The following is a 24884-nucleotide window of genomic DNA, read 5'->3' on the forward strand; positions in this document are numbered from 1 at the left end:
GTCGCACCGGGATGCATCTCGGACTCTTGCCCACGGACATGCCGGTCCTTCATGCGCAGAAAGCGGCTACGGCTGCGACCACCAGATTCGGCAGACACGCGCGAGACGGCACGGTGCAAATTAAAAATAGTTGTACTGACGCGTTACCACAATAGGACTTTGGCTTTATGAGCTGGTCGAAAAGTTGGCGCAGTCAACGATTGCAGAACTAGCGGTCTCGACTATCAGGGACGACTGTGGCATGAATCGTGCCAAGCCTATCTGGCCAGATCCGCGATTTGGGAACGCCAGTTCACCCAGGTCCTTGAAATCTCAACGGACCATGTGTCGCCGGTCGCCGACACGCAGAGGCCGGCACATGGACCATGTCGAGCCATTGTCCCCACCGCGAATGGACGGTTCCGTCGAGACGGTGCTTCAAGGCGCGCCGGAACAGGAGAGCGAAAGGTGTTCTGGAAGGCTGAAGGCTTGCCCGCGGTGCTCGTCGGCAGGATGGCCGTCGAAGAATTTGCGCCGCCTTTCACGCGATTCGACGCGTTCAAGCAGGTCCCTGATCTATAACAACAGAGGGCCGCATTTTCGATGTACAACTGGAATGTACGACGCAGTTGGCACCCGTACTGCATTCCCCGTCCGCGGTGGACTATGTTTGACGGGTGGTTGGTCATGGGAGAGTTCGATAATGGGCCTGTTGAACTGGCTGTTCCATCGCGAGCGAGTCCACGTTTCGCCGATGGATGCCGCGCGCATCGATGAAGCGGTCGAGCGCATACTCGCCATTCATCCGCGGCTGAAAATGGCGATCCGTTACCGGCATCGTCTGAAACGGCCCGTCGCGGCAACGCTTCACTATGCGGACCAGTTAATCGCCTCGCTACCCGCAACGCTCGAAGCGAATTCCGATGCGTGGTCCAGCAATCCTTGCCTGCGTGCATTCTTTGCGACGCCGGACGATATCGCGCGGGCATTCGGCCACTCCGACGAGGTGCGCGCCTTTTTCGAACGGAATCCCGACGCGGTGAATGTCTACGGCACGCTCGGAATGGCATTGACCGAGCGACATGTGCTCGGCGTTGTGCTGGATGGCGACACGGTCCGTCATGACGTCGCGCAGACTACCTTGTGCTTCAGTGATCATCGGGTGAGGATATGCGGGCGCACGGAGTTGGGTCTGCGGCAGGAGATCGTGCGCCGGTTGATCGATCAATTCGCGCTCGAAGGGCTCTCCCGGCTGGCGACCGATCGTGCGAAACTTCTTGCGCGAGGGCGCGAGTTGATGCAGGAGCGTGTCGATTTGCTGCATCGCCAAGGCACGGGGATTCGATCCGTCGTGGGCGGCGGCGCAACCGCCCAATCGGAAGAACTCACGCGCGTGCAGGCGCAGATGGCGGAAAACTCACAAAGTCTCGCCGCGCTCAGAGTTCCGACGGACATCATCGAACTCGGGCTCAAAGGCATATGCGAGGTATTTAGCAAGCCGTCCGAGTACGCCTACATCAAGAACCGGAAAATCCGCATCGACATGATGAATGTGGTCCAGGAGAGCAATGCGCAAGGCGGGCGCGAAATTGAATTTCACTTTGCGCGCATTCCCGGCCCCACACCTGAGACGCGCGCATTCGCGCTAGTACGCTTTAACCGCTCGGACCTGCCGCCAGGTGGATTGAATATCGACGCGGCAATGCGCGCCTTTTAAGATTGAAAGAAGCAGCGGAGGAGACCATGACCAGAGATTGATGCGCAGTTCGACTCAGCGCCATGCGCTGCCGACCTGAATATAGAACGCGTTCTGGTCTTTGCTGTGAGCGACGTCAATGCCGATGGACACGCCCAGCTTGCGAGCGATCAGATAACGGAACCCCGCCCCCACGCTTTGTATGTTTTGTGTCGCAGAAAAGCTCTGCGACCGTCCGTAAGCCTTACCCACACCAGTAAAGCCGAGCAGTGACCACCTGGGCGTCACGTCCCAGCGCAACTCCGCCTCGGTCGTGATCGCATTACGGTCCTGGTACCGTCCCTTCTGCACGCCCCGCAGATCAACGTATGGCTGCGCATAAAACGGAATGTCGCCTGTCGAAAATTTTGTGTCCACACGCAGGCCAAGGATCAGCGTATGCGACAGGGGTATCCAGGTGAAGCCACGTGCAGCGTATACGTTGTAATTTTGGGTGCCGCCGAATCCTGGGCGCGCGAACTGCGTCTCGAACTCCGCAAAACTGCCTGCGGCGGGATAGAAAATGTTGTCGCGTGAATCATAGTCCAGGATGAGGCTCCCAGCGGCGATCCGCTGGTTCTTCTGGAAGTTTCCCAGTTCAACTGGAACGCTGCCGCCCGTGAAGGTGGATGAAGAGTCGAAAAAGACATAACGCACACCGCCATACCAGCGGCTGTCCCCGATGCGCACGAGGAACTGCTGGAGCAACGCGGCACCCTGCAGGGTATAGGCCCTTGGCTGACCGGACGGACCAAAGTAGTCCAGATGAGCATCGACCTTCGCCAGCGCACCGAGGTAACGATACCGGTCTTTGTCCCAAGTGTGAAAGTGGCCGACGGCTGTCGCCCACGTACCGTTCGCGGTATAGAGGCCGCCCAGTGCAGTGACGTTCGGGGGCACTCGGTGTCCGCGATCGTCCGTAGGTTCAGAGTCCGTGCCGGTCAGTGGGCCGGAAAAGAACAGCAATCCGAGCCCCAAGCCATACCCGACGGCCGGTTCGGTGATCACAATGGGTACTGGCAGCGCGCCTTTGTGTTTGAGAAGGAAGTCGCTCATGTCCAGTCGCCCATCTTCGGGATCGGTGAAACTGAGCGGCTGTTCGTCAGCGCACGCGTTGCAGGACACCACTATCGCTGCCGTAAAAATGGCGGCAATCAGTCTCGCTAACAACGACACCGGATGACGACGCCTCATAAATGACCTCCTGCGCTGGGCCCAACAGCACACGATGGCAGCGGCAGATGGCGCACCATCCTCGTCAATGGAACTGCTGTTTTGTGGGTGAACCGGACGCCCGAAGGTCTCGCCAAGGAAGGTGCCGAACGACGCCTCATGACCACTGCCCTCCGGGCGGCCAAAGAGACATCTCCTCCACAACGCTGATCTCCCATAGCGTCCGAACGCTGATCTTATAGCGCGCCGCTACCGTGCCTAGCCAGCTTCCAAAGGCTTCTTCATAAAAGAGCCTCGGCGCAACCGGCCACGAGGGTGGCTTACTGCGTGATTCGGCAGACACGCTCGAGATGTCTTTGCCGTTCGACCTCTCGTCAGGCTAAAGCGCGGGGAACTAAATTTCCCACAAGGCTGCAGGCGCACGGCCGCCCCGACGGAGGCACCAAATGGGACGCGAAGAAGGAAATAAAATGTGGGAAATGCCGCAGATCTTGACGATCGAAGACGAACCGCGCCGTCGACCGCCAGGAAGTGGACGCATCCGCTCTCGGTTTTCCGCCGCGGGAACTCCTGCGCGCATTGGCAAGGCTCACGCCTCAGTGGTGAACGGGCCGCACCGGGGATCCCATTGGCCGAATCACTGCGGCCGATCGCGCCTTGATTCTTGCCGCGGACGAAGTCGATTCACGTGGATTGGTTGCGCGGTCGTACCCCTGCCTTTGTTCATCGATGACAAAGTCTGCGACTCTCATCGCGTCCATTGAGTTGCCGTCCACGTCGGACCACTCACGAATCGCTCGATTGACTTTGGTTAGTGCCTCAACAGCAAGTAGTATGGCGTCGGTCTCGGTGATCTTCCCTTCAAGATCATCTGCCAGGTAATCCGCAACACGTAGAGCCGCGTCGACTAGATTGCTGTCGTCAATCAAGTCCGTCAATACCGCCTGAACCACTGCGAGGCAGGCATCTTTGCGTGCAAGTGCGATATCTGTCATGAGCCTCTCCAGAGTCGACGTAGCTGTAGGAAACTTCGGCTGCCGCGTCGTAGGACGAAACGAATGCTACTCCACCATCGCTGCGACGACTACGGCAACGGCGACATCACGTGCAAACCCGAATTACTCCGGGTTCTCGCGCTGCATATCGAGTGCGCCACGCGCCTTCGCACGCCAGGGCTCGGCGTACGTTGGCACACGCTCTATCCGACCGTCACCTCGTTCTGCAACGGCTGATTCTTTTCGAACGCCGCGACGCTTTCGAGTGTGGTCTCGCAGATGGTTGTCAATGCCTCGTGCGTCAGATAGGCCTGATGTCCAGTCACGATAACGTTCGGAAACGACACGAGGCGTTGAAAGACGTCATCGGTGATGATCTCGCTGGAAAGATCGCGAAAAAAGAGACTGCCCTCCTGTTCGTACACGTCGATTCCAAGCCCGCCGAGCTGCCCGGTCTTCAACGCGTCGATCGCGGCCTCCGTGTGAAGCAGCCCGCCCCGGCTCGTGTTGATCAGTATCGCGCCCGGCTTCGCGCGCTTGAGCGTTTCCGAATTGATGATGTGGTGTGTCGTAGGGGTGAGCGGACAATGCAGCGAAATAATGTCGGCTTTCTCCCCAATCTCGCCCTGCTTCGCATAGCTCAGACCGAGCGCCTCAAATTCCGCCGAGGGTTGGGGATCGAAACCGATAACCCTGCAGCCGAAGCCGAGCATGATCTTCGCGAACACGCGGCCAATCTTGCCCGTTCCGACCACCGCAACCGTCTTGCCGCAAAGGTCGAAGCCGGTAAGACCGTCAAGCGAAAAGTTCGAATCGCGGGTGCGATTGTAGGCACGATGCACCTTGCGGTTGATCGCGAGCAGAAGTGCTACCGCGTGCTCCGCCACGGAGTTCGGCGAATACGTCACGACGCGCGTCACCTTTATGCCGACCCTTGCCGCAGCCTCCAGATCGACGTTATTGAAGCCCGTGCAGCGCAACGCGAGCAGACGTGTGCCACCCTTGTGCAGCGCGTCCAGTACTTGCGCGTCCGCCGTGTCGTTGACGAAGATGCAGACGGCGCCGAAGCCAGCGGCGAGACCGACTGTGTCCATCTCCAGCGCCACGTCGAAGTAATGCAACTGGTGCTCGCCGCTTTTGTTGGCCCCGTCGAGATACCGACGTTCGTAGCGCGTCGAACTGAATATCGCCACTTTCATGATGGACTCCTTCGGGATCCGTAGTCCCAAGTTCATTCGCCCGCGGCACGGACACGATTAGCCGGCTGCAATCGCTATGGCGATCTGTACGAACAGCACCCTGACGATCGTCATCGACGGAAAAATCATCGCGTACATGATGTCGGGCTGATCCGTCGACGCGGCGCGATTGGCAAGGCGGCCGACTTTTGACGAAGGTTCTGACTGCATCCATGCCGCCCCCTGCAGTACCTAAACATTAAAGTCGCTTTACCGCACACCGTCTAGCCCGATTGCTTACATTCATCGCGATTCGAGCACCACGACGCTGCGCGCTTCAACACGGCAGGTGCCGCGTTCGATGCGGGCTGCTTCAACAGTCGAAACAATGTCTCCCGGCGGCTGCGCTGCCGTATCGACCAGTCGCCGCCAGTTCGCTTCGTCGAGGGCGGGAAGCTCTGCATCGCGCGCGTCCGCGTTCATGTTGAGGACGACGTGTAACATGGGCGCGCGCGCCGCATGTCCCGCGAGCGTGAACGCCACCAGCCGGGCGCCGGGGTCGCCCCATGCGGGAGCGCCGAGCCGTTCGCCGTGCCAGGCGACGTCGGGATGCATTTGCCCGTCCTCAGCGCGGCCCGTGAGGAACCGGCGGCGGCGCAGGCTCGGGTGACGCCTGCGAAGCGCGGTCATCTCGCGCACGAAACGCAGCATGTCGAGCGCGTCATCGGAGAAACGCCAGTCCATCCATGACAGCGCGTTGTCCTGGCAGTACGCGTTGTTGTTGCCGCGCTGGCTACGGAGGATTTCGTCGCCGGCGAGGAGCATCGGCACGCCCTGGCTTAGCAGCAGGATCGCGATGAAGTTGCGGGCCTGCCGCAAACGCAGGCCCGCGGTAGACGGATCATCCGTGTCGCCTTCGGCGCCGCAGTTCCACGACAGGTTATCGTTGCTGCCATCGCGGTTGTCGTCGCCGTTCACCTCATTGCGCTTCGCGTCGTAGCTGACGAGATCGCGCAACGTGAAGCCGTCGTGGCAGGTCACGAAGTTGATGCTGTTCACGGGCAGTCTGCCGTCCGCTTCATAGAGATCCGCGCTTCCCGCGAGGCACGTGCACATCAGGCCGATCAGTCCCGGATCGCCGCGCACGAAGCGCCGGATCACATCGCGGTAGCGGCCGTTCCATTCGGCCCACGCCATGCCCGGAAACGCACCGACGTGATACAGGCCTGCCGCATCCCACGCCTCCGCGATCAGCGGCACGCGCGCGAGCACCGGCGACGCCTCCATCGCCCACGGCAACGGCGGCGTGCGCAGCAACGCGCCGCCTTCGCCGCGCGTGAAGACGCTCGCCAGATCAAAGCGAAAGCCGTCCACTCCGAGTTCCTGCACCCAGTACTCGAGGCAATGGAGGACGAACGCCGACACCAGCGGATGATTGCAGTTGACCGTATTGCCGCAGCCGGTGTAGTCGAGATAACGCCCGCCGTCCGCCGGATCGACGTGATAGAAGACTTCGTTGGCGAGTACCTTGAAATTGATCACCGGCCCGCTCAGGCCTGCTTCCGCAGTGTGATTGAACACCACGTCGAGCAGCACGCGGAGGCCGGCAGCGTGCATCGCGTCTATCAACGTACGGAACTCCTGCGGTGCCTGCTCAGGCTCGACGCAATAGCGCGGATGCGGGCTGTAGAAGCTGTGCGTGCTATAGCCCCAGTAATTGACGAGCCCTTTGGCGGCGACCGATGCAGGCACGTCCTGCTCATCGAAGGCCATCACCGGAAGCAGCTCGACGTGCGTGACGCCCAGCTCCTTCAGATAAGGGATCTTCTCGATCAGCCCCGCGAACGTGCCGGGATGTCGAACGCCGCTCGATGGATCACGCGTGAAGCCGCCGACATGCAGTTCGTAGATAATCGCGTCGTCGAGCGTGCGCACGGCCACATCTTCGCGTTCGTCCAGCGGTTCGGTGACGATGGCTCTAAAGGACGCATGCCCGGGCTCGTGTCCACCGGTAGCGGGCCGGCGATGCCAGCGGCGGTCGCTGACCGCGCGCGCGGCGGGATCGAGCAACTCGTGACGGCTGCTGGCTTCGTCGTCGAGCTGCGGCACGCCATGATGGCCGTAGGCGCGCCATGTGTAGCAGCACGGCACCGGAAGATCTTCGATCAACACATGCCAGAAATAGAACGTGCGGTTCCTTTCGGGCATGAGTCCGATGATCTGAAACGGCTCGCTGCTATCCGTCGAAGCGTAAAGCAGCAGTTCGAGGTGAGTCGCGTGCCGGCAAAAAATGCAGAAATTGACGCCGCCCGGCACCACCGACGCGCCGAGCGGAAAGCGAGAGCCGGGCCGAGCCTGATAACTGCGCCTGCTTTCGACGTTAGGGCTGAGCAAGGTCGATCCTCACCGCACGCGCGTTCCAGATGCGCTCGCAATACTCGCCGATCGCACGATCCGACGAGAACTTGCCCGAGCGCGCCGTGTTCATGATCGACATTCGCGTCCACCGCCGCGCGTCGCGCCATGCGTCGCTCACGCGGTCCTGACACGCAACGTAATCCGCGAAATCGGCCAGCACGAGGAAGGGGTCCGCGTGCAGCAGATTGTCGAGCAGTGGTCGGAAAACGTCTGGGTTGCCGCGCGAGAAGCGGCCCTGCGCGATCTGTGCGAACGCTTCGCGCAAGTCGTCGTTGGACTGCACGTAGTCGGACGGGCGATAGCCGTTGCGCTTGACCTCGTCGACCTGCTGCGCCGTCAGGCCGAACAGGAAGAAGTTGTCGGCGCCCGCTTCTTCGCGGATCTCCACGTTGGCGCCGTCGAGCGTGCCGATTGTCACCGCGCCGTTCATCATGAACTTCATGTTGCCGGTGCCGGATGCTTCCTTGCCCGCTGTCGAAATCTGCTCGGACAGGTCCGCGGCGGGATAGACCCAGTGCCCGTTTTTCACATTGAAGTCCGGATAGAAGACCACTTTCAGCCGGCCGTCGATCACCGGATCATGGTTGACGACCGCCGCGATGCCGGTGACGAGGCGGATCATCAGCTTGGCCATCGCGTAGCCCGGCGCGGCCTTGCCGCCAAAGATGAAGCAACGCGGCGCGATGTCGAGCGCGGGATTGCGGCATAGCCGGTGATACAGACTGATGATGTACAGCGCGTTCAGATGCTGGCGTTTGTATTCGTGAATGCGCTTGACCTGAATGTCGAACAGCGCGTTCGAATCGACGTCGATGCCCGTTGCGTTCGCAATCCGCGCCGCAAGCGCCGCCTTGTTGTCACGCCGGATCGCGCCCCACGCTTCCTGAAAACCGGCATCGTCTGCGTACGCGGCGAGCTTGTCGAGCTGCGTGAGATCGGTGCGCCAGTTGACGCCGATCGTTTGATCGAGAAGACCCGCGAGGCCAGGGTTGCTCAACATCAGGAAGCGGCGCGGCGTCACACCGTTCGTCACGTTGAGAAAGCGCTGCGGAAACATCTGCGCGAAATCGCGCAGCACGGTCTCGCGCAGCAGGTCGGAATGCAAGGCGGCGACGCCGTTGACCGCATGGCTGCCTACCGTCGCGAGATGCGCCATGCGCACTTTCTTGTCACCGCGTTCGTCGATCAGCGACATGCGCGTCAGGCGCGCGTCGTCGCCGGGAAACGAGCGCCGCACGTCGTCGAGAAAACGGCGGTTGATTTCGTAGATGATTTCGAGCGGGCGCGGCAGCAGGCTCCGGAAGAGCGGCAGACCCCATGTTTCAAGCGCTTCAGGCAGCAGCGTGTGATTGGTATACGCGAAGGTGCGCTGCGTGATGTCCCACGCGGCTTCCCACGTGAGTCCGTGCACGTCCAGCAGAAGACGCATCAACTCGGCCACCGCGATCGACGGATGCGTATCGTTCAGTTGCGCGGCGAACAGGTCCGCGAAGTTTTCGATCCGCGTGTTCTTCAGATGCAGAAGGCGCAACATGTCCTGAAGCGAGCACGACACAAAAAAGTACTGCTGCGCGAGCCGCAGGCGCTTGCCCGCTTCCGGTTCGTCGTTCGGATAAAGTACTTTCGATAACGTCTCCGATATCACCTTCTCCTGAACGGCTTCGTAGTACTCGCCGGCGTTGAAGTCCTGAAAGTCGAAAGACTCGACCGCCTCGCTCTTCCATAGGCGCAGGGTATTACAGGTACCGAGGCGATAACCCTGCACCGGCAGATCGCATGCGACGCCCTTCACTTGCCGCGCCGGTACCCAGCTTACGCGCAGACGGCCCGCGTCGTCGGTTTGGTGCTGCGTGTATCCGCCGAAGCCGACGTAGTGACTCACATCCGGCCGCACGATTTCCCATGGATTGCCGTTCTGCAGCCATTTGTCGGTCACCTCCACCTGCCAGCCGTCGCGAATCTCCTGATCGAAGATGCCGAACTCGTAGTGGATGCCGTAACCGATCGCCGGTATTTCCAACGTCGAAAGCGAATCCATGTAGCACGCGGCAAGGCGTCCAAGTCCGCCGTTGCCGAGACCGGGCTCTTCCTCGATCGCGAGCAGCACGTCGAGATCCTGGCCGAGCGCATGCATGGCTTCGCGCGCTTCGTCTTGCATACCGAGATTGAGCAGGTTATTGCCGAGCTGGGGACCTATCAGGAACTCCGCCGACAGATAGCAGGCAACCTTGACGTCCTTCGCCGCATAGACTTTCGTCGATCCGGCCCAGCACGCGAGCATGCGATCACGTACGCTAAAGGCGAGCGCCATGTACCAGTCGTGCGGGCCCGCAATGTCCGGATAGCGCCCCTCCCGGCAGATCAGATTCCTCACCACGTCGTGCTGGAACGCGTAGCCGGTCACATCGAGCGCCGCGGCTTTCGCGTTCGAAGCCGCGTCTGCCATGGAAACATCGTTCATGGTTTCTGCCCTCGATTTCACGCCGGGGCTGGATGCGCCGCCGGCTCCCATAGGATCGCGCCAGCGAGGTTCTCCGCGCCGAGTCCGACCAGCAGATCGATTGCGCCGTTCTTCAATGTTTGCGTCGCGGGCACGCCGACGGCCTTCAGCGCGGCCGCATCGATCCGCGATACGTCGGATAGTTCGACGCGCAAGCGCGTGGCCGCGAGCGCGTCGAGCTTGATGATGTTGCCCGCCCCGCCGAGCGCCGTGCGAATCTTTTCCGCACGCGCGATTTCCTGCGCCGAGCTTTGCGCTGAACCTGCCAGCACCGCAGCAGCCGTAGCGCCCGCGCCAGCCACTGGTTCGTCCGATGCGACGGGCGTGCCAGCCGGGGCGAGGTCAGCGTCGCTGCCTGCTGTCTTCAGATACTCCTGCATGTCGGTTTTCAGGTTCTCCGACAGCGGCCCGAAGATCGCCTGCACGCCATTGCCGACGCGCATCACGCCCGCTGCGCCGAGTGCCTTCAGCTTTGCTTCGTCGATGCGCGAGGGGTCTTTCACGGATATGCGCAGACGCGTAATGCACGCGTCGAGACTGGTGATGTTCGAGCGTCCGCCGAACGCAAGCACCAGCTCGCGCGGACGTCCGCCCGATCCACTCGTGGCGAGCGGCGCGGTCTCGACCGTGTCGTCCTCACGGCCGGGCGTCTTCAGGTTAAAGCGCGTGATGATGAAGCGGAACACACTGTAATAGATCACCGCGTAAATTGGGCCGAGAATGAAGACGTACCAGGCGTGCGTGCCCTTGTTGCCGACCAGGTTAAACATCAGGAAGTCGATCCCGCCTTGCGAGAACGTGAAGCCCATGCGCATGCCCAGCGTGTTCGCGACGAACTGCGCCGACGCCGCGAGGCAGGCATGGATGAAGTAAAGGACCGGCGCGACGAACAGAAACGCGAATTCGATCGGCTCGGTGATGCCGGTCAGGAACGACGTCAGCGCGGCCGAAATCATCATGCCGCCGACGGCCACTTTCTTCTCCGGGTTCGCGCAGTGCCAGATCGCAATCGCCGCCGCAGGCAGACCGAACATCTTGAACAGGAACGCGCCCGCGAGGATGCCCGCGCTCGGATCGCCCGCAAAGAAACGGGTGATGTCGCCGTGCACCGTCTTGCCGGTCGTCGGATCGAGGTAGCTGCCCATTTCGAAGAAGAACGGTACGTTCCAGATGTGATGCAGGCCGAACGGAATCAGCAGACGCTCGACGAAACCGTACACAGTGGCTGCGGTGCGCGGGTCGGACACCGCCGCCCAGTGCGAGAACGCCTTGATGCCGCTGCCGATCGGCGGCCATATGAAGGACAGGATGCCGCCGAGCACGATTGCGCCAATCGCCGTTACGATCGGCACGAAGCGCTTGCCCGCGAAGAAACCGAGATAGGACGGCAACGTGATCCGGTAGTAGCGGTTGAACATCCACGCCGCGAGGCCGCCGGCCAGGATGCCGCCGAACACGCCGGTCTGGATCGACGGGATGCCCATGATCATGTCGGGCTCGATGCCCTCGACCTTCGCGATGACGCCGAGCGTCGCCGTCATCACCAGATAGCCGATCGTCGCGGCGATACCCGAGACGCCGTCGTTCTCGGTGAAGCCGAGCGCGACACCGATAGCGAAAATCAGCGGCAGGTTCGCGAAGATCACGTCGCCTGAGTTCTTCATCAGCGCGAGCACGACCGCCGGCACGTAACCGTGGAAGTCCGTCGCGCCGAGACCGAGCAACAGGCCGGCCACCGGCAGTACCGCGACCGGCAGCATCAGCGACTTGCCGACTTTCTGCAAGACTCCGAACGCATGCGAAAACATGGCAGGTCTCCTCTTGATCCGCTCAGTCGGCAAAACGGGAAAGATGCGCGCGGACTTCCGCGGCGGTGCCCAAACGCAGCACGTCGGCGGCGAGCTTGCTGGCCTCGGCCATCGTCAGCCGCGCAAGCTGGGCCTTGACCGAACCGATAGCGGGAATGCTGACCGACAACTCGTCGATACCGAGGCCCGCGAGCACGGGCACGGCCATCGCATCCGACGCGATACCGCCGCAAATGCCGACCCATTTGCCGTGCCGGTGCGCGCCCTCGACCGTCATGCCGATCAAACGCAGTACCGCAGGGTGAAGCGCATCGGCCTGTTTCGCGAGTTGCGGATGACCACGGTCCATCGCGAGCGTGTATTGCGTCAGGTCGTTCGTGCCGATCGAGAAGAAGTCGACTTCGCGCGCGAGTGGCTCGGCGATCAGCGCCGCAGCAGGCACTTCGATCATCACGCCGACCTTGACGCTCGCCGCGTGGTCGCCAGCTTCTTCGAGCAGGATTTTGCGCGCTGCCTTCACTTCCTCGATCGTAGCGATCATCGGGAACATCACATGCAGATTGCCAAGCGGCGCGGCACGCAGGATCGCCCGCAACTGCGTGCGGAAAATGTCGGGACGTGCCAGGCTCACCCGCACGCCGCGCAAACCGAGAAACGGATTGTCTTCCTTCGGCAGCGGCAGATACGACAGCGGTTTGTCGCCGCCGACGTCGAGCGTGCGGACCACGAGCGGACGCTCGCGGCCGAGCGCTTCGGCTACCGCACAGTATTCGGCGGCCTGCTCGTCTTCAGATGGCGCGGTGTCGCGCGCATCGAACAGGAACTCGGAGCGCAACAGGCCCACGCCTTCGGCGCCGGCCGCCACCGCGTCGCGCGCTTCCTGCGCATTGCGGATGTTCGCGACGACCTCGATCCGGTGGCCATCGGCCGTCATCGCGAGCTTGCTCGCCGCGAGCTTTTCGGCTTCGCGTTTGGCGGCCTGGCGCCCGATCCGTTCGCGCGCCTGCGCGAGTTCGTCGGCGCTCGGGTTGCGCCGCAAGCGGCCGCGCGAGCCGTCGAGCACGACGGGGGTGCCGTCGGCGAGTTGCAGCGTGCGCGCGTCAATACCGCAAATCGCGGGAATGCCGAGCGAACGCGCGAGGATCGCAACATGACTCGTCGCGCCGCCGGTCGTCGTGCAGAAGCCGAGCACTTTGCTGCGATCGAGCGACGTGGTGTCGGACGGCGACAGTTCTTCTGCAACCAGAATCGAGTCCTGCGGCACGTCGATCTGCGCCTGCCTGACGCCGGCGAGCAACGCGAGCACCCGCCGGCCGACGTCGCGGATATCGCCTGCACGTTCGCGCAGCAGCGGGTTGTCGAGCTTCTCGAGCGTGCTCGCCTGCTTCTGGAAAGCCTCGCGCCACGCAAAGCCCGCGCCCTTGCCTTCGCTGATGCTACCAATTGCCATATCGTTCAGGTCGGGGTCGTCCAGCAGTTCGAGATGCGCAGCCAGAATCTGCGCCTTCGACGCATCGGCGAGCGTCGCCTTCAGCGCTTCGATCTGCTGACGCGCCTGGTGCCGCGCCGCTTCGAGCTGCGCGCGTTCGCGTTGCGGCGACTCGCCCGCTTCGTTCACGTCGATCACTTGCTGGCGGAACTGCACCACGTTGCCGACGGCAAGTCCCGGCGAAGCGCAGACGCCGGTGAACTCGTTAGCGTCGGCGTCGGTGACTGCGGCGCGGGTCGCGATGGGCTCGGCGGTTGAAACGGGAGGCGCTGGAGTTGCCCCAGGCGCGGGTGCGTCGCCGGGCTTTTCGCCAGAACCGTCGGCGAGCAGTCGCGCAAGCACGCTGGCCGCTTCCGCTGCGTCGGGTCCGCGGGCCTCGACGCGCAACTTGTCTCCGAACGTGGTGGCGAGCCCCATGATCGCGACGACCGACTTCGCGTTGACGTTGTCGCTGCCGCGCAGCAGGCGGATCTCGGAGGTGAACTTCTTCGCTTCCACAGCGACGACGGCGGCAGGCCGCGCATGCAGGCCCGCCGGATTCGGCAGCGTGATTTCGCCGGAGAGGATTGCGCCGGTCGCAGCCGCCGTCTCCTTGTCCGCGACGCTGCCGACCAGGTCGACATATAGGGCCGTGTCGATGCCCGCGTTGACGAGGCCTCTAGCGGGCACATAGCGGGTGACGAGTTCGCCGTTGGCGATCACCATCTCCGTGAGCAGGCTGCTCGCCTTCGCGCCGACCGCGACCGTGTCGAAACGGATCAGCGGTGTGCCAGCCGCGACGGTGTCGCCTTCGTTGACCAACGGCATGAAGCCCTCGCCGCGCAACAGCACGGTGTCGAGTCCAATGTGCAGCAGGACTTGCAGCCCGTTGTCGCCGGTGATCGTCACCGCGTGGCTGGACTTGTGCAGTTGCGTGACCTTGCCGGGAAGCGGCGCCAGCAACTCGTCCGAAGTTGGATCGATCGACACACCGTCGCCAACCATCTTCTGCGCGAAGACCGGATCGGGCACGCTATCCAGCGGCACCATAACGCCCGAAATTGGCGCGAGCAACGCGATACGCAGAGGACGCTCAGGAGCTTTCATTTCGACGACTCCTCACGCTTTGACGCTCGCCTGAATGAGTTCGATTCGAGCCGTGCGAGCGAGCGACGCACGGCGCCGACTACGAACCGGTCAATACGGCCACACCCAATCGGAAATCTCGGGGCTATCGGTTCCGTGCTCGTGCGCGTAGTTCATGTTGAGGATGATTGCATTCCTCATGTCCTCGCGCAGATGCGCTGTTCTGCCCTGCAAGCGCGGCACGCGGTCGAGCACGTCGAGCACCAGGTTGAAGCGGTCCACCTTGTTGAGGATCGCGAGTTCGAGCGGCGTATTGATGTTGCCCTTCTCGGTGTAGCCGCGAACGTGCAGATTCTCGTGATTGCGAAAGCGATATGCGAGTTTGTGAATCAACCACGGGTAGCCATGGAAATTGAAGATTACGGGCTTGTCCACCGTGAAGAGGCTGTCGAACTCGCGATCGGTCGAGCCATGCGGGTGCTCGCTCCTGGGTTGCATCCTGAAGAGGTCCACCACGTTCACGAAGCGCAGTTTCAACTCGGGCAGCCGCTCGCGCAGTATGGCGGTGGCCGCCAGCGATTCCTGCGTGGCGACGTCGCCGCACGAGGCCATCACCACGTCCGGTTCCTCACCCTCGTCGTTGCTCGCGCGCCGCCATACGCCCATGCCCTTTGCGCAATGCACGACCGCTTCGTCGATGGTCGTGAATTGCAGATGCTTCTGCTTGTCGGCGACGATCACATTGATGCAGTCGGTCGAGCGCAGGCAGTGGTCCGCGATGGCGAGTAGCGTGTTGGCGTCGGGCGGTAAATAGACACGCGTGACCGACGGGCTCTTGTTGGTCACGAGGTCGATGAAACCGGGGTCCTGGTGCGAGAAGCCGTTATGATCCTGGCGCCATACCGTCGACGAAAGCAGGATGTTCTCCGAGGCCACCGAAGCGCGCCACGGCACATGGTTCTTGCACACGTCGAGCCACTTCGCGTGCTGGTTGAACATCGAGTCCACCACGTGCGCGAACGCTTCGTAAGTGTGAAAGAAACCATGACGCCCAGACAGCAGATAGCCTTCGAGCCAGCCCATCAGCGTGTGTTCCGAGAGCATCTCCATTACGCGACCGTCGCGCGCGAGTTCGCCGCCGTCGTCGTCCTCGGGCAGCATGTCGGCCATCCACACTTTCTTGCTGACCTCGTAGATCGACTGCAGCCGGTTGGACGCGGTCTCGTCAGGACCGAAGACGCGGAACGTGTTCATGTTGCAACGCATCGTGTCGCGCAGGAACTGGCCGAGCGGCTGCGTGTTCTCGCGCAGCACCTTGCCGGCATGCGCGACTTCCACCGCGTAGTCGCGAAAATCCGGCAGCTTCAACTCGCGGCGCAACAGGCCGCCGTTGGTATGCGGATTGGCGCTCATGCGGCTCGGGCCTTGCGGCGCAAGCTCGCGCAAGTCGGAGAGCAAGCGGCCGTTGTCATCGAAAAGCTCTTCCGGCTTGTAGCTGCGCAACCAGCTTTCCAGCAGTTCGAGATTTGCGGGGTTGCCGCGCACATCGGAAAACGGCACCTGATGCGAGCGCCACGAGCCCTCGACCTTATGACCTTTGATTTCTTTGGGTCCGGTCCAGCCCTTCGGCGAGCGCAAGACGATCATCGGCCAGCGTGGGCGCTCGGCGTTGCCGTTTGTGCGTGCTCTTTCATGAATCGTGCGGATTTCGCCGATGACCGTATCGAGCGTGCTGGCCATCTTTTGATGCATCTCCGACGGGTCCGATCCCTCGACGAAATACGGCGTATAACCGTAGCCCTCGAATAATGCCGCCAGCTCCTCATGGCTGATGCGCGAGAGGATCGTCGGGTTAGCGATCTTGTAGCCGTTCAGGTTCAGGATCGGCAGTACGGTGCCGTCGCGCACGGGATTGATGAACTTGTTCGAATGCCAGGCGGTGGCAAGCGGACCTGTCTCGGCCTCGCCATCGCCAACGACGCAGGCCACGATCAGATCGGGGTTGTCGAGTGAGGCGCCATAAGCATGCGAGAGGCTGTAGCCGAGTTCACCGCCTTCGTGAATCGACCCGGGTGTTTCGGGCGTCACGTGCGAGCCGATATGTCCCGGAAACGAGAACTGCTTGAAGAATTTCTGCATGCCCTCGGCGTCTTCGCTCTTGTCCGGGTACACCTCCGAGTAGGTGCCTTCCAGATAAGCGGGGCCGAGCACGCCCGGCGCGCCGTGTCCGGGTCCGGCCATGAAGATCACGTCGAGATCGTCGCGCTTGATCACGCGATTCAGATGTGCCCAGACGAACGACAACGCGGGGCTCGCGCCCCAGTGTCCGAGCAGGCGGTGCTTCACGTGTTCGACTTTCAGGGGTTCGCGCAAAAGCGGATTGTCCCTGAGATAAATCATGCCGACCGAGAGGTAATTGCAGGCACGCCACCAGGCGTCAATGCGTCGAAGTTCATCGCTGGATAGCGTGGCGTGGGACGACGCGTCCGACGCGCGATCGTTGCTCATGCTGACGTCTCCTGTCCATACAGCCTCAACCGAGGTGAACGGAGAAGCGTTGGGCGCGCTGCGTCGGCGCTGCCATTTGGGCCGGACCACATCGCGGCTGGGAGTGGTCTTTTGCATTGCGGCTCCGGGAAAAGAGCCTGAAACGCTTCTGAAGGGAGCATATGTTACTGGGCGCAGATTGCAAGCAATGAGCGGATTCACCGGCGCAGATAAAACATGGTCTTTAGGATTGGCACACGCATTCTTCTAATCTTTGTCTTATCCGCTTAGCGAAGTCACGACAACTTGTTCACAAAATGAATCGGAGACTTGTGCGCTTTACGACCGTGTCCGTTTCAGTACATCGATGCGAGGCCGATGGAAGTAGCGGACACGCTTTATCACCGCACGCGTCACGCGAATTGCGAAGTCATGAGCGTTGGACCGCTCGCAATCGCGCCTTGTTAGCCGATGAGTGCTTTTTCTGGCGATACACCTTTGCTGGCTCGCTATCAATGAAATGGACAGAATCAACGAAGTTCGACTTCACGCATGGAAACCTGCTGACTCGCTCACGGGCTTGAACCAAAGGAACTTAACTGCTCGTTACGAGTTCGACACAATATTTGGAGCATGCTCGTCAGCTTGGAATCGAGGCTTCAAAAGCTATGTGCGATGACGCACATATAACATCGCCTCCGCCCTATCGTCCCGAGTACGTACAAAAGTCACTCCATTGAAAATTATTGGTTTCAGGAACCGGTTGTAGCCAACTACCTGAAAATATTTTATGGCACTGCGCTCAACGCCGAGTTTTTCTTAACCCTCGGGGCTCGGTTTGACGACATGATCAAACTAGCGACGGCCTGCTCGTTCGCAGTCAAGCGAATGAGCCTCAAAAGCTGTCATTCGACGCGCTTTTCGCGACCGGCGGTGCCGCCCGTTTTGACTGCGGCAGTACGCGTTGCGCTCATCCGGTGGCAGCATCCTGCATCAGTGCGCTCACACCCCCGACCTTAAGCGGCCCTTCGACTCGATGCGAGCGCTATGGAAGCTTCCAAACTGGAGCTGCCAGGGGTTAACTCAGGCGATGACCTTCTGCTCCCCGGCAGCCTGCTCGCGCATGCGACGGGCTTCGTCGCGCAGGAACTGCTGGTAATCGTCCAGATCGCCGTCGAAGGGCTCGACGCCACCCTTGGTGACGAGCCAGAACTCGTCACAGACCGCGCGCAGCAGGGACCGGTCGTGACTGACCAGCATCACTGTGCCTTCGAATTCGTTGAGTGCCATGCCTAGCGCTTCGCGTGTGGCCAGGTCGAGGTGGTTGGTAGGCTCGTCGAGCAGCAGCAGATTGGGGCGCTGCCACACGATCATGCACAACACGAGCCGCGCCTTTTCGCCGCCGCTCATCGTGCTGACCGCCTGATGGACCATGTCGCCACTGAAGTTGAAGGTGCCCAGGAAGGTGCGAAGCGATTGTTCGGTGCCACTCTGGCCGGGGGCACGCATGTGCGCCGGCGTGTCCTTGGCAAGGCGGATCATGTGTTCCATCGGCGTGTCGAGGGGACGCAGCACGTCGAGTTCCTGTTGTGCGAAGTAGCCGATGTTCAGGCCCTTGCCTTCGCTGATTTCGCCGGCGATCGGCGCCAGCTCGCGCGCCACCGTCTTCACCAGAGTGGACTTGCCTTGGCCGTTGGCACCGAGAATGCCGATGCGCTGCCCGGCCAGCACGGATCGGTTGATGCCCCGCACGATGACCGTCGGCGGCGTGCCCGGCGGTACGCCGGTCGGCGCCGCGTAGCCGAAGCTCGCGTCCAGCATCGACAACAGCGGGTTCGGGACGTTGAGCGGCTCCTTGAACTCAAAGTTAAACTCCGCGTCCGCAAGCACTGGTGCGATCTTCTCCATGCGTTCGAGCGCCTTGACCCGGCTCTGCGCCTGCTTCGCCTTCGAGGCCTTGGCTTTGAAACGGTCAATGAATTGCTGCAGGTGCGCGATCTTGTCCGCCTGCCTGGCCATCGCGGCCTGCTGCAACAACAGTTGCTCAGCGCGCATGTCTTCGAACTTGCTGTAGTTGCCGCCATAGCGCACGAGCTTGGCGTTGTCGACGTGCACCGTCACCTGCGTCACCTCGTCGAGGAATTCGCGATCGTGGCTGATCACTACCAAGGTTCCTTGATAGCGCTTGAGCCACGCTTCCAGCCAGACCAGCGCGTCGAGGTCGAGGTGATTGGTCGGCTCGTCGAGCAACAGCAAGTCGGATGGGCACATGAGCGCGCGCGCCAGTTGCAGTCGCATGCGCCAGCCGCCGGAGAAACTGTTGACCGGCTGGCTAAGCTGCGCAGCACTGAAGCCGAGGCCCAGGATCAGCGCTTGGGCACGCGCGGGGGCGTCATGTGCACCGGCGTCGTGCAGGGCCATGTAGGCGTGCGCCATGCGCATGCCATCGTCGCTGGCCTCAGCGGCGGCTACTTCGGCCTGCGCGACCAGCAGTACGGTGTCGCCCTCGATTACGAAGTCGGTGGCACTCTGCTCGGTCTCCGGCATGTCCTGCGCGACCTGGCCCATCTTCCATGCAGCGGGAATTGAGAATTCACCGCCGTCTTCGTGCAAAGTACCGTTGAGAAGGCCGAAGAAGGATGACTTGCCGGCGCCATTGCGGCCGACAAGGCCAATCTTTTCGCCGGGGGTGAAGGTGACGGACGCGCGGTCGAGTACGACATTGACGCCACGGCGCAGCGTGACATTACGGACGGAAATCATAAGGAGCTACTTCGGAGGGGGATAGGCATGATAGCTGACCGGACGTACAGGGCTGTCTCTTTTCTGGTCGCACGAGTGAAGAAGCGCTTGCGCTTTGCGGCGCCCACCGACCACAAAGCGAGGCGGGGGCGCTGGCGCATCGGGCGTTCCGGCTGCGGGGCCAGCGAACAGACGGTGAGTGACGGCTCCTGGCCGATAGCACCAGCTCGGCGAACGCTCTCTGGAGCGACCGTTGGACCCGTGCAGCGCCGCCTCCGTTCACGGCAGCCCAGTCCTTATCCACCAAGGGTTTCAGCCCGGTCGCCCGGTGCGCTGGATTCACTGGTAAACCACTATCGCGCGTGGATTGGTATGCCAGTACTGTCAGACGGGAACGCGTATACGCATGCCCTTCTTTTCGCTTCGAGGAGGCGCCGTTGAAAAGCTCCTTCTGCAAGTCCGATCCAGTCCCGCTATAGCAACTCCGCAAGGTTCCGTGCTTCACGCACACCGTGCCGGCAGTCCGCGACCAGCCATGTGCGCAGGCAATCGGTACGTCCAATCGAACAAAAGGAGGCAACATGCTTTCAGAAATCCACGTGCTTCGAGCGGCGGCGAGCGCCGCATTGGCGCTCTGCGCAAGCGGGGCTTTCGCGCAGGCTTCGATCGTTTCAGGGCCGTCCGGCGATCCCGCCTGCATGGTCCCCTGGAAGAGCGACACGAAGTTCATCAAGTATCCGAAGAAGAACGCACCTTACCGGATCGCACTCGTGAACGGCTATATCGCGAACACCTGGCGTATCCAGATGATCAGGACGGCCAAGGCCTACACCGCGCAACCGGCCGTTGCCGCCAAGCTCAAGGAATTCAAGGTCGTCTCGACCGGCGAGGACGTTCCGGCGCAGATCTCGGCCGTCAACAACTTCATCGATGCCGGCTATGACGCCGTCATCGTGAACGCGCAGAATCCCTCCTCATTCGGCCCCGCGATCCGCCGCGCGAAGAACGCCGGTGTGGTGCTGGTCGCTTTCGACAACACGCTCGACAGCACAGACGCGATCAACGTCAACGTCGACCAGTATGGGCTCGGCGCGCTGTGGGCCAAATGGCTCGCGGGCCACCTGCCGAACGGAGGCAAGGTGCTCGAAGTTCGCGGGGTGGCGGGCACGTCGGTCGACACGGACCGGCACAATGGTTTCACGAAAACGCTGGACGACACCGGCAAGAAGTGGAACGTCGTCCAGGTCTACGGCAAGTGGGACGACGGGGTCGCGCAAAAGGTCGCTGCCGACGCGATTGCCGTGCAGGGTCATTTCGATGGCATATCGGCGCAAGGCGGCGACACGGGCGTCGTGCGCGCGATGATCGATGCGAAACACCCGTTCGTGCCTTTCGGCGGCGAGACGGAGAACGGCTTTCGCAAGTTCTGCGCGCAGTATGGGAGCCAGGGCCTGAAGTGCACGTCGGCGGGCACCGGGCCCGCGCAGGTGGCCGTGGCGATCAAGACGGCACTCGCTGCACTGGATGGCCAGACGATTCCCGTGGCGATCAAGCTGCCGCTCGACGTCACCGACGATTCGATGCTGAAGTCGGGCGTCAACTATTTTCCGAACGACTCCGACAACTTTTTCGTCGGCAACTCGTTTCCGACATGCGGCATCAATTTCTCTGCGCAGGAAATCATGAAGCAGAACCAGGGCAACCAGTGACCGGATGATGGCCCGCGCTGTGACCGGAGACGAAGCATGCTGCAGGATGCAGAGCAGCCGTTCTTTCAGATGTCTGGCGTGTCGAAAAGCTACGGCGGCGCCGTCGCGCTGGATCACGCCGAACTCACGGTGCGCAGAGGCCGCATTCACGCGATCCTCGGCGAAAACGGCGCGGGCAAGTCCACGTTGCTGAAGGTTATGTCCGGCGTCGTGCAGCCGGACGAGGGCACGATGCATTTCGATGGCCGGCAGGTCTCGTTCGCGTCGCCTGCCGAGGCGAACGCGGCCGGTATCGTCTGCGTGTATCAGGAACTGTCGCTGATCCCCGACTTGAGCGTGGCGGACAACATCTACGCTGCGAACCCGCCGCGACGTTTCGGGATGATCGACCGGCGGGCCCAACGCCGCCAGGCCGAGGAGGCGCTCGCGCGAGCGGGCGCCTCCGACATCAATCCGCTTGCGAAAGTCAGGGCCCTGCCGCTGTCGCGCCAGCAGATGGTCGAGCTCGCGAAGGGGCTGGCACACTCGCCGCGCATTCTGATCCTCGACGAAGCCACCTCGGCGCTGACCGCGGCCGACGTCGCGCGCGTGATCGAGGTGCTCAAGCGCCTGCGCGAAGAGGGGCTCGCGCTGCTGTTCATCTCGCACCGCATGCACGAGGTGAAGGCGCTGGCGGACGAATGCACGGTCTACCGGAACGGTCGCCATGTGATGAGCTTCGAAGCTGGCACGCGCTCCGACGACGAGGTTGTCGAAATGATGATCGGCCGGAAGTACCAGCATGCATTTCCTGCCAAGCCCGCAGCCAAACCGGCGGACCAGCCCGCGGACGCCCGCGGCACCGCGCCGGTTCTCGCCTGTCATGATCTCGCATGGAGCGACACGCTGCGGGGCATCAGCTTTTCGTTGCAGCCCGGTGAAATCCTCGGACTGGGCGGCCTCGACGGACAAGGCCAGCGCGAACTGCTGCTCGCGCTGTTTGGCGTGTTGCGCGGCTGCGCTGGCAAGATCGAGATCAACGGCAAAGCCGTGTCGATCGGGAGCCCGACGGCCGCGCGCGCCAACGAAATCGGTATGGCGCTGATACCCGAGGACCGCAAGACCGAAGGCTTGATGCTGCCGATGTCGGTACGCGAGAACCTGTCGTTTGCCGCACTCGATCGCATGTCCACCGCGGGCATAATCGATCGCGACCGCCAGCAGTCGCTCGTCGAGCAGATGATGGAGCTGCTTGCGATCAAGTCGTTCAGCGTCGACGCGCCCGTGGGCTCGCTGTCGGGCGGCAACCAGCAGAAGGTCGTCATCGCGAAGTGGCTGATGCGGCAGCCGAGGATCCTGCTGCTCAGCGACCCGACGCGCGGTATCGACGTCGGCACCAAGCAGGAACTCTACCAGCTGCTCAGGCGTCTTGCCGACGAAGGCGCCGCGATCGTCTTCTATTCGACCGACTATGGCGAGCTGATCGGCTGCTGCGACCGCGTGCTCGTACTGTACGAAGGCAGGATCAAGAAGGAACTCGTCGGCTCGGCGATCACCGAGCAGAACCTGATTGCCAGTGCTCTCGACCTGCAGGTCGGACAGATTGTGCCTTCCACGGGAGTGGCGCTATGAGCGGGCTGCGTTACTGGTATGCGGAGAATCGCGGAGCGGTGTTCGCGTTCGGCCTGTTCGTGCTGATGTTCGCGATCTATCTCGTCAACTATCCGTCGGCGTTGTCGGCCAACGTATTTCAGACGGCAGCGAACAAAGCGGTACTACTCGCGCTCGTCTCGATGGGGCAGGCGCTCGTCGTGCTGACCGCCGGCATCGACCTGTCGATCGGCATGGCGCTGGTGCTGACGAATTGCATCGGGTCGTGGATCGTCACGGGCGATTCGCTGCACAGCGCGCTCGGCATCGCCGGCGTGCTCGGGGCGGGTGCGCTGTGCGGCGCGCTGAACGGCGTGATCATCATTTTCGGCCGGCTGCAGCCGATCGTGACGACGATCGCGACGGGCGCCGTCTACTACGGATTGGCGCTGCTGCTGCGCCCCGTGCCCGGCGGATCGATCAACGAGGACCTCGCCGACGCACTGACGGGCAAGGTCGCCGGCGTTCTGCCAGCGAGCCTCGTGATTCTGCTCGCCGCGATCGTGATCGTCTGGATTCCTTTCAAACGCTCGGCGATCGGGCGAGCGGCATACGCGACCGGGTCGTCCGAACCCGCGGCTTTCCTGTCCGGCATGCCGATCCGCCGCGCGAAGTTCGCGAGCTATACGCTGGCCGGCCTGCTCGCGGCAGTCGGCGGCCTGTTTCTGACGTTCTTCACGGACACCGGCGATGCGAACCTCGGCAGCGCGAACTCGTACACGCTGTTTTCGATCGCCGCGGTAGTGATCGGCGGCGTGTCGCTGCTCGGCGGCAAGGGCAGCGCGATCGGCGCGATCTTTGGCGCATTCGCGTTCCGTTGCATCGGCGATCTGCTGTTCGTGTTCAACGTCGATGCGCTGTGGCAGCCGCTATTTCAGGGCATGATTCTTCTGCTTGCTGTCGCGATCGGCGCGTGCGGATTGTTCAGGGTGCGCAACCGTCTGGAGTGGTTTCAATGAGCCACGCTTCCGCGACCGGCCGGACCACGTTCGTGTCGAGGCTCACCCGCAGAATCGACAAACCGATCGTGATCGCATTCGCATGCATCGTCGCGCTGCTGCTCGTCGGCGGGATGTTTTCGCGCAACTTCACGTCGCCGGAATACATCCTGCTGCAACTGAAGGTCGGCGCATTCCTCGGCATCATTGCGACCGGCCTGATGATGGTGATCCTGCTCGGCCACATCGACCTGTCGCTGCCGTGGACAATCACCGTCGGCGCGATGATGGCGTGCGCGGTCGCGGGGCACGGCGATCTCGGGCGCGTCCTCGCGATTCCGGTCGGGATCGGTTGCGGCGTGCTGATCGGCATCGTCAACGGCATCCTCGTCGCACTGCTGCGCATTCCGTCGATGATCGCGACGCTTGCGACGAATGCGGTCGCGCAGGGCATCATGATCGTCTATACGGGCGGATCGTCGCCGCAGGATTCCGCGCCGGAGGTGATGCGCTGGCTCGCGGCGGGCTGGCTCGTACCGGGCGTGCCGAATGCCGTCGCGCTGTGGGTGGTGATCGGCGGCGCCACGATGTTCCTGCTGTCGCGCACGACCTTCGGCCGCACGCTTTACGCGATCGGCAACACTGAGCGCGCGGCGTATCTTTCCGGCATCGATACGCGGCTCGTCACGGTGACCGCCTTCGCCGTGTGCAGCGCGTTCGCCGCGTTCGGCGGCGTGCTGCTCGCGGGCTATGCGTCGAAGGCCGCACAGTCGATGGGCGATGCTTACCTGTTGCCGGCGATCGCGGCGGTCGTGCTCGGCGGCACGTCGATTCTGGGTGGACGGGGTTCATACCTGGGCACGGTGGCCGGCGCGATCCTCATCACACTGCTGCAATCGATCCTCTCGGTCGCGCAGATGCCGGAGGCGGGGCGTCAGATCATCTACGGCGTGGTGATCGCGGCGATGCTCCTACTGTATGGGCGAAGCAAGCGAGAGGCGTAGGTCGAGCCGATGGGCCGCCAGTCGCGCTCAATCAA

15 protein-coding genes are annotated in these 24884 nt (G+C 62.3%); 5 read left to right on the forward strand and 10 right to left on the reverse strand.

Annotated elements, in window-relative coordinates; translation table 11 throughout:
* Positions 1-682 precede the first annotated feature (682 nt).
* On the forward strand, positions 683-1696 hold the full coding sequence (locus RI103_RS35445) for a hypothetical protein (RefSeq protein ID WP_310818727.1): 1014 nt from the start codon (positions 683-685) through the stop codon (positions 1694-1696).
* 54 nt (positions 1697-1750) lie between these two features.
* Here the strand turns inward: RI103_RS35445 and RI103_RS35450 are convergent, their stop codons facing one another.
* The 10 genes from RI103_RS35450 to RI103_RS35495 form a co-directional block, all read right to left on the reverse strand.
* Positions 1751-2908 (reverse strand): BamA/TamA family outer membrane protein, encoded by a 1158-nt coding sequence (locus tag RI103_RS35450; protein ID WP_310818728.1) that lies wholly within the window; start codon positions 2906-2908, stop codon positions 1751-1753.
* A 575-nt stretch (positions 2909-3483) separates the two neighbouring features.
* Positions 3484-3882: a hypothetical protein gene (locus RI103_RS35455; protein ID WP_310818729.1), complete on the reverse strand. Its 399-nt coding sequence runs from the start codon at positions 3880-3882 to the stop codon at positions 3484-3486.
* Between the two features lie 203 nt (positions 3883-4085).
* Complete coding sequence (locus tag RI103_RS35460) at positions 4086-5081, reverse strand: 2-hydroxyacid dehydrogenase (RefSeq protein ID WP_310818730.1); 996 nt, start codon at positions 5079-5081, stop codon at positions 4086-4088.
* Between the two features lie 57 nt (positions 5082-5138).
* Positions 5139-5291, reverse strand: coding sequence for a hypothetical protein (locus RI103_RS35465; protein WP_310819399.1), 153 nt, complete (start codon positions 5289-5291; stop codon positions 5139-5141).
* A 72-nt stretch (positions 5292-5363) separates the two neighbouring features.
* The gene (locus RI103_RS35470; protein ID WP_310818731.1) at positions 5364-7454 is read right to left on the reverse strand and encodes an isoamylase; all 2091 of its coding nucleotides are present in this window, start codon (positions 7452-7454) and stop codon (positions 5364-5366) included.
* The gene (locus RI103_RS35475) at positions 7441-9939 is read right to left on the reverse strand and encodes a glycogen/starch/alpha-glucan phosphorylase (RefSeq protein WP_310818732.1); all 2499 of its coding nucleotides are present in this window, start codon (positions 9937-9939) and stop codon (positions 7441-7443) included. The genes RI103_RS35470 and RI103_RS35475 overlap by 14 nt, the downstream gene beginning before the upstream one ends.
* Positions 9940-9956: 17 nt before the next feature.
* Positions 9957-11786: a PTS glucose transporter subunit IIBC gene (gene ptsG, locus RI103_RS35480; RefSeq protein ID WP_310818733.1), complete on the reverse strand. Its 1830-nt coding sequence runs from the start codon at positions 11784-11786 to the stop codon at positions 9957-9959.
* 22 nt (positions 11787-11808) lie between these two features.
* Positions 11809-14361 (reverse strand): phosphoenolpyruvate--protein phosphotransferase, encoded by a 2553-nt coding sequence (gene ptsP / locus RI103_RS35485; RefSeq protein ID WP_310818734.1) that lies wholly within the window; start codon positions 14359-14361, stop codon positions 11809-11811.
* A gap of 90 nt (positions 14362-14451) precedes the next feature.
* Positions 14452-16848, reverse strand: a complete 2397-nt coding sequence (locus RI103_RS35490; protein WP_310818735.1) for a phosphoketolase family protein — start codon at positions 16846-16848, stop codon at positions 14452-14454.
* Positions 16849-17910: 1062 nt separating this feature from the next.
* Positions 17911-19590 carry an ATP-binding cassette domain-containing protein gene (locus RI103_RS35495; RefSeq protein ID WP_310818736.1) on the reverse strand — a complete coding sequence of 560 codons (1680 nt, stop codon included), beginning with the start codon at positions 19588-19590 and terminating at the stop codon, positions 17911-17913.
* A gap of 560 nt (positions 19591-20150) precedes the next feature.
* On the opposite strand from RI103_RS35495, the gene RI103_RS35500 reads away from it, so the two are divergent.
* The 4 genes from RI103_RS35500 to RI103_RS35515 are packed head-to-tail and all read left to right on the forward strand — an operon-like array spanning position 20151 to position 24849.
* On the forward strand, positions 20151-21278 hold the full coding sequence (locus RI103_RS35500) for a sugar ABC transporter substrate-binding protein (protein WP_310818737.1): 1128 nt from the start codon (positions 20151-20153) through the stop codon (positions 21276-21278).
* 36 nt (positions 21279-21314) lie between these two features.
* On the forward strand, positions 21315-22889 hold the full coding sequence (locus RI103_RS35505; RefSeq protein WP_310818738.1) for a sugar ABC transporter ATP-binding protein: 1575 nt from the start codon (positions 21315-21317) through the stop codon (positions 22887-22889).
* Complete coding sequence (locus RI103_RS35510; protein WP_310818739.1) at positions 22886-23866, forward strand: ABC transporter permease; 981 nt, start codon at positions 22886-22888, stop codon at positions 23864-23866. The genes RI103_RS35505 and RI103_RS35510 overlap by 4 nt, the downstream gene beginning before the upstream one ends.
* Positions 23863-24849 (forward strand): ABC transporter permease, encoded by a 987-nt coding sequence (locus tag RI103_RS35515; RefSeq protein ID WP_132380169.1) that lies wholly within the window; start codon positions 23863-23865, stop codon positions 24847-24849. The genes RI103_RS35510 and RI103_RS35515 overlap by 4 nt, the downstream gene beginning before the upstream one ends.
* The last annotated feature ends 35 nt before the right edge of the window (positions 24850-24884 follow it).

Origin of the sequence: Paraburkholderia sp. FT54, from assembly GCF_031585635.1 — a bacterium.
Taxonomy (GTDB): domain Bacteria; phylum Pseudomonadota; class Gammaproteobacteria; order Burkholderiales; family Burkholderiaceae; genus Paraburkholderia.

Excerpts from the sequence above, each read along its gene's own strand:
- RI103_RS35445 (WP_310818727.1), top strand. The coding sequence starts at position 683 with ATGGGCCTGTTGAACTGGCTGTTCCATCGCGAGCGAGTCCACGTTTCG.
- RI103_RS35450 (WP_310818728.1), bottom strand. The coding sequence starts at position 2,908 with ATGAGGCGTCGTCATCCGGTGTCGTTGTTAGCGAGACTGATTGCCGCC.
- RI103_RS35455 (WP_310818729.1), bottom strand. The coding sequence starts at position 3,882 with ATGACAGATATCGCACTTGCACGCAAAGATGCCTGCCTCGCAGTGGTT.
- RI103_RS35460 (WP_310818730.1), bottom strand. The coding sequence starts at position 5,081 with ATGAAAGTGGCGATATTCAGTTCGACGCGCTACGAACGTCGGTATCTC.
- RI103_RS35465 (WP_310819399.1), bottom strand. The coding sequence starts at position 5,291 with ATGCAGTCAGAACCTTCGTCAAAAGTCGGCCGCCTTGCCAATCGCGCC.
- RI103_RS35475 (WP_310818732.1), bottom strand. The coding sequence starts at position 9,939 with ATGAACGATGTTTCCATGGCAGACGCGGCTTCGAACGCGAAAGCCGCG.
- ptsG (WP_310818733.1), bottom strand. The coding sequence starts at position 11,786 with ATGTTTTCGCATGCGTTCGGAGTCTTGCAGAAAGTCGGCAAGTCGCTG.
- ptsP (WP_310818734.1), bottom strand. The coding sequence starts at position 14,361 with ATGAAAGCTCCTGAGCGTCCTCTGCGTATCGCGTTGCTCGCGCCAATT.
- RI103_RS35490 (WP_310818735.1), bottom strand. The coding sequence starts at position 16,848 with ATGAGCAACGATCGCGCGTCGGACGCGTCGTCCCACGCCACGCTATCC.
- RI103_RS35495 (WP_310818736.1), bottom strand. The coding sequence starts at position 19,590 with ATGATTTCCGTCCGTAATGTCACGCTGCGCCGTGGCGTCAATGTCGTA.
- RI103_RS35500 (WP_310818737.1), top strand. The coding sequence starts at position 20,151 with ATGCTTTCAGAAATCCACGTGCTTCGAGCGGCGGCGAGCGCCGCATTG.
- RI103_RS35505 (WP_310818738.1), top strand. The coding sequence starts at position 21,315 with ATGCTGCAGGATGCAGAGCAGCCGTTCTTTCAGATGTCTGGCGTGTCG.
- RI103_RS35510 (WP_310818739.1), top strand. The coding sequence starts at position 22,886 with ATGAGCGGGCTGCGTTACTGGTATGCGGAGAATCGCGGAGCGGTGTTC.
- RI103_RS35515 (WP_132380169.1), top strand. The coding sequence starts at position 23,863 with ATGAGCCACGCTTCCGCGACCGGCCGGACCACGTTCGTGTCGAGGCTC.